The organism is Streptomyces sparsus (assembly GCF_054776295.1).
Genome location: NZ_BAAHCA010000331.1, coordinates 1 through 4,900 on the forward strand (window position 1 = coordinate 1; position 4,900 = coordinate 4,900).

At 69.0% G+C, this 4,900-nt stretch carries 4 protein-coding genes; all 4 read right to left on the reverse strand.

The genetic code is table 11. The annotated features are described in order from the left end of the window. Positions 1–180: 180 nt before the first annotated feature. On the reverse strand, positions 181–513 hold the full coding sequence (locus tag ACYVE9_RS15655) for a small basic family protein (RefSeq protein ID WP_283992206.1): 333 nt from the start codon (positions 511–513) through the stop codon (positions 181–183). Next, positions 510–1,415, reverse strand: a complete 906-nt coding sequence (locus ACYVE9_RS15660) for a DUF881 domain-containing protein (protein WP_461028463.1) — start codon at positions 1,413–1,415, stop codon at positions 510–512. The genes ACYVE9_RS15655 and ACYVE9_RS15660 overlap by 4 nt, the downstream gene beginning before the upstream one ends. A gap of 130 nt (positions 1,416–1,545) precedes the next feature. Further along, positions 1,546–4,041, reverse strand: a complete 2,496-nt coding sequence (locus ACYVE9_RS15665; RefSeq protein WP_461028461.1) for a sugar phosphate nucleotidyltransferase — start codon at positions 4,039–4,041, stop codon at positions 1,546–1,548. Positions 4,042–4,155: 114 nt separating this feature from the next. Next, positions 4,156–4,764: a CDP-alcohol phosphatidyltransferase family protein gene (locus tag ACYVE9_RS15670; protein WP_461028462.1), complete on the reverse strand. Its 609-nt coding sequence runs from the start codon at positions 4,762–4,764 to the stop codon at positions 4,156–4,158. Positions 4,765–4,900 lie beyond the last annotated feature (136 nt).

Consider the following 4,900-nt stretch of genomic DNA (forward strand, 5'->3'; position numbering starts at 1 on the left):
CGCCGCCCGGCCGTGACCGGCATCGCCGGCGCCCGGCCGCTCCGCACGGTCGGCGTCGGGCCGCTCGGTACCGGGGCGCTCGGGGCGGTACCGCTCAGCACCGGGCCGTCGCCCGGTGTCCGGACGTTCGGGGTCTCCGGCGTTGTCAGCCGGGTTCCTGTGGTCACTCATGGCTGCACCTCACGCCCGGAAGATGTGCCGCCGGATGGCCGCGGCGTTGGAGAAGATCCGGATGCCCAGGACGACAACGACTCCGGTGGACAGCTGGGCACCGACGCCCAGCTTGTCACCGAGAAAGACGATCAACGCGGCCACCACGACGTTGGACAGGAAGGAGACCACGAAGACCTTGTCGTCGAAGATCCCGTCCAGGATGGCACGCAGGCCGCCGAAGACCGCGTCGAGCGCGGCCACCACCGCGATGGGCAGATAGGGCTCCACGACTGTCGGCACCACCGGCCGGAGGACCAGCCCCGCCACGACGCCCACGATGAGGCCCAGTACAGCGATCACGAGTTGCTGCCCTTTCCTGTTTTCACCGGCTCTGCCGTGCGGACGACCAGGCTCGGCGCAGCGGGCAGCCGCACCGTGTCCTGCACGGCGATGCTCGTGCGGATTCCGTAGTTCTCCTGCAGCACGTGCAGATACTGGCCGTCCGCGCTGTCCTGGAACGTCGTGCTCAGTCGCTTCCCGTCGCCCACCGCGAGCAGCGTGTACGGCGGGACGAGCGGCCTGTTGTCGACGAGTATCGCGTCACCGGCCGCCCGGATCGCCGAAAGCGCCGTGAGTCGCTGCCCGTTGACGGAGAGGGCCTCCGCCCCCGACTCCCACAGGCCGTTCACGACGCGCTGCATGTCGCGGTCGCGCACCCGGCCGGTATCCGAGAAGTGGCTGCTCTCCCGGGGGCCGCCGGCCTCCCCGCCGGTGCCCTTGGCGTCGTCCACCACCAGCTTGACGCCGGGGCCCTCCACCGGGGTGGCTCCGGCCAGCAGCGACACCAGTTCCCCGGTGTCGCCGCCGTGCTCCTTCAGCGCCTCGCGCTGCTGGGCCGCGACCGTCTCACGCAGCGAGTCCACCCGCTGCTCGAGCTCGTCGGCGTCATCGGAACCGCTCTCGATGCGGTCGATCAGCTCCTGCCGCTCCTTGGCCACGGTGGGTGCCGCGAACCGCGCCTGGGCCGCGCCGAGCGTGACGACCAATGCGGCGAGCACCAGGCCCAGAGCGAGGTAGAGCTTGGCCCGCAGGGTGCGGGGCAGGCCCGAGGTGCCGTCGCGGTCCTTGCGGCGAGCGGCTTCCGCATAGCCGTCGTCGAGGCTGTGGTCCATCACGTTGGTCAGCAGCGACATCGACGCGTCAGGTCGCGCGGGCCGCTGTGCGGGCCTACGTGCGGGGTGCTGCTGCGACATGCCGCACATCGTCGCACGTCGCACACGCCTCCGCCGAACGGGCCCACCGGTGAACCGATTCGGTTGTTTCCGGTGGGCCGTTCGGCGGTCGTGCGGCGGGCCTCCGCCGCGTCCGGCGGGTGGTGTGCCGGCGTGCGGATCAGCGTCCGGCGCCGTCGACCACCGCCGCCCACTCGTCGAGCAGCGCCTGCGCGGAGGCGTCGTCGGGGCCCTCCGCCCACAGGTGGGTGACGGCCTCGGCCGGGTCGGGCAGCACCATCACCCACCGGCCGTCGGACTCGACCACCCGCACGCCGTCGGTGGTGTCCACCGAGCGGTCCCCTGCCGCCTCGACCACGCTCCGCATCACCAGGCCCTTGACCGCCCAGGGGGTGGCCAGGTCGCGGCGCACGACGTGGGCCCGCGGTATCCGGGCGTCGATCTGGCTCAGCGTGAGCTGCGTCCGGGCGACCAGCCCGATCAGCCGCACGAAGGCGGCACTTCCGTCGAAGACGGAGCTGAACTCCGGCACGATGAACCCGCCCCGGCCGTCACCGCCGAACACCGTGGTCTCCTCCCGGCCGACCCGGGTCAGGTCGTCGGGTGAGGTCGTCGTCCACTCGACCTGCGTGCCGTGGTACGCGGCGACCTGCTCCGCGATGCGCGTGGTGGTGACGGGCAGCGCGACCTGGCCGCTGCGGCGCTCGGCGGCGATCAGGTCGAGCATGACGAGCAGCGCCCGCTGGTCCTCGATGATCCGCCCTCGCTCGTCCACCAGCGACAGTCGCTCGCCCACCGGGTCGAAGCGCACGCCGAACGCGGCCCGGGCCGAAGCCACTATCTCGCCGAGCCGGACGAGTCCGGCCCGCCTGGTCTCGGCCGTCTCGGTCGGACGCGACTCGTCCAGGCCCGGGTTGATGGTCAGCGCGTCCACGCCGAGGCGCCCGAGCAGGCTCGGCAGGACGAGGCCGGCGCTGCCGTTGGAGGCGTCGACCACGACCTTCAGCCCGGCGTCGGCGATGCCCGTGGTGTCGACCGCGCGCAGCAGCGAGCCGGTGTAGGAGTCGAAGACGCTCGCCGGGAAACGCAGGTCGCCGATCTCACCGGGGAAGGCCCTGCGGTACTCCTGGCGCGCGTAGACCCGGTCGAGTTTGCGCTGCGCGCCCTGGGACAGGTCGGCACCGCGCTCGTCGAAGAACATGATGTCCACGGAGTCCGGCACCCCGGGCGTGGTGCGGATCATGATGCCGCCGGCGCTGCCTCGCGCAGTCTGCTGCCGGGCCACCGGCAGGGGGACGTTCTCCAGGTCCCGTACGTCGATGGCGCTGGTCTGCAGAGCAGAGATCATGGCCCGCTTCAACGCACGCGCGCCTCGGGAGTGGTCACGGGCGGTGGTGACCGTCGACCCCTTCTTCAACGTCGTCGCGTAGGCGCCGGCGAGCCGCACCGCGAGTTCCGGCGTGATCTCGACGTTGAGGATGCCGGACACCCCGCGCGCCCCGAACAGGTAGGCCTGCCCTCGGGACTCCCAGATGACGGACGTGTTGACGAACGCGCCCGCCTCGACGGTCTTGAACGGGTAGACCCGGACGTTGCCCTGGATGATCGACTCTTCACCGATCAGGCACTCGTCACCGATCACGGCACCGTCCTCGATGCGCGCGGCACGCATCACGTCGGTGTTCTTGCCGATCACACACCCGCGCAGATTGCTCTGCGGGCCGATGTAGACGTTGTCGTGCACCACCGTCTTGTGCAGGAAGGCGCCGCTCTTGACGACCACGTTGGAACCGATGACGGAGTGCTCGCGGATCTCGGCACCCGCCTCGACCTTCGCGTAGTCACCGACGTAGAGCGGGCCGCGCAGTTCCGCCTCCGGGTGCACCTCGGCGCCTTCGGCGACCCACACGCCGGGAGAGATCTCGAAGCCGTCGATGTCGACGTCGACCTTGCCCTCGAGTACGTCGGCCTGCGCCTTGACGTAGCTCTCGTGCGTGCCGACGTCCTCCCAGTAGCCCTCAGCGATGTAGCCGTAGATCGGCTTGCCTTCCTTCATCAACTGCGGGAAGACGTCACCGGACCAGTCCACCGGTACATCGGCTTCGACGTAGTCGAATACCTCCGGTTCCATGACGTAGATGCCGGTGTTGACGGTGTCCGAGAACACCTGTCCCCAGGTCGGCTTCTCGAGGAAGCGCTCGACGCGCCCTTCCTCGTCCACGATGGTGATGCCGAATTCCAGCGGGTTGGGCACCCGGGTCAGGCATACCGTCACCATGGCACCGCGTTCGCGGTGGAATTTGATGAGGTCGGTGAGGTCGAAGTCGGTGAGTGCGTCTCCGGAAATCACCAGGAAAGCGTCGTCCTTGAGTGCTTCCTCAGCGTTCTTCACGCTGCCGGCAGTACCCAGGGGCTTTTCTTCGTTCGCGTACGTCAGCTCCATGCCGAGCTCTTCGCCGTCACCGAAGTAGTTCTTCACCAGAGAGGCGAGGAACTGCACGGTGACCACGGTTTCACTGAGGCCGTGCCGCTTGAGCAGCCTCAGGACGTGCTCCATGATCGGCCTGTTCACCACAGGCAGGAGCGGTTTGGGCATGCTCGCGGTCATGGGACGAAGACGTGTGCCTTCGCCACCAGCCATCACGACGGCCTTCATGTCGGTAGCGTCCTCCTTGAAGAGACGACGGTCCTGTCCGACTGAGCCTGTCCGCACGGTTCGTGTTTCGCTTGCCCGGCGCGCCCCTGCTACGGCGACGCTGCCGGGGGCTGCTCAGTCGGCTGCAGAGTCCGCCCGGATAATTCGGCGGACCTGAACCACGTACAGGATTCCTGCCCACCAGTACAGCGTTGTACCCCAACCTGCGAACGCCCATCCGAAAATAGCAGCAAGTGACGGAAGCCACCCGCTGCCGTCACTGAGAAGCAGCAGCGGAAAGGCGCACATGAGGTTGAAGGTCGCCGCTTTGCCCAGGAAGTTGACCTGCGGAGGGGCGTAGCCGCGGCGGTCGAGGACCCAGACCATGACGAGGAGGACCAGCTCACGGGCGAGCAGGAGCCCGGTGAGCCAGAGGGGGAGGATCCCCCGCCAGGTAAGGCCCAGCAGGGTGGAGAGGATGTACAGGCGGTCGGCGGCCGGGTCCAGGAGACGGCCGAGGCCGCTGACCTGGTTCCATCGCCGGGCGAGCTTGCCGTCCAGGTAGTCGCTGACGCCGCTGAAGGCCAGGACGAGCAGGGCCCACAGGTCCCGGTTCGGCCCACCGAACTCGGGTAGCAGGATCAGCCACAGGAAGACGGGGACGCCGACGAGCCTCGCCATGCTGAGCATGTTGGGGATGGTGAGGATCCGGTCGGTCTGGATGCGGGTCTCCTGGACCTCCACCCGGTGCCTCCTGTGCGGTGCGGACCTACGTTGCTCGAACGAGCCTATCGGGTGGGTCCGGCCGCCGGCGCACAGGGCTCGGCCCGAACGCAGGAAAGCCCCGCTGGTTTCCCAGCGGGGCTTCCCCACAATAATT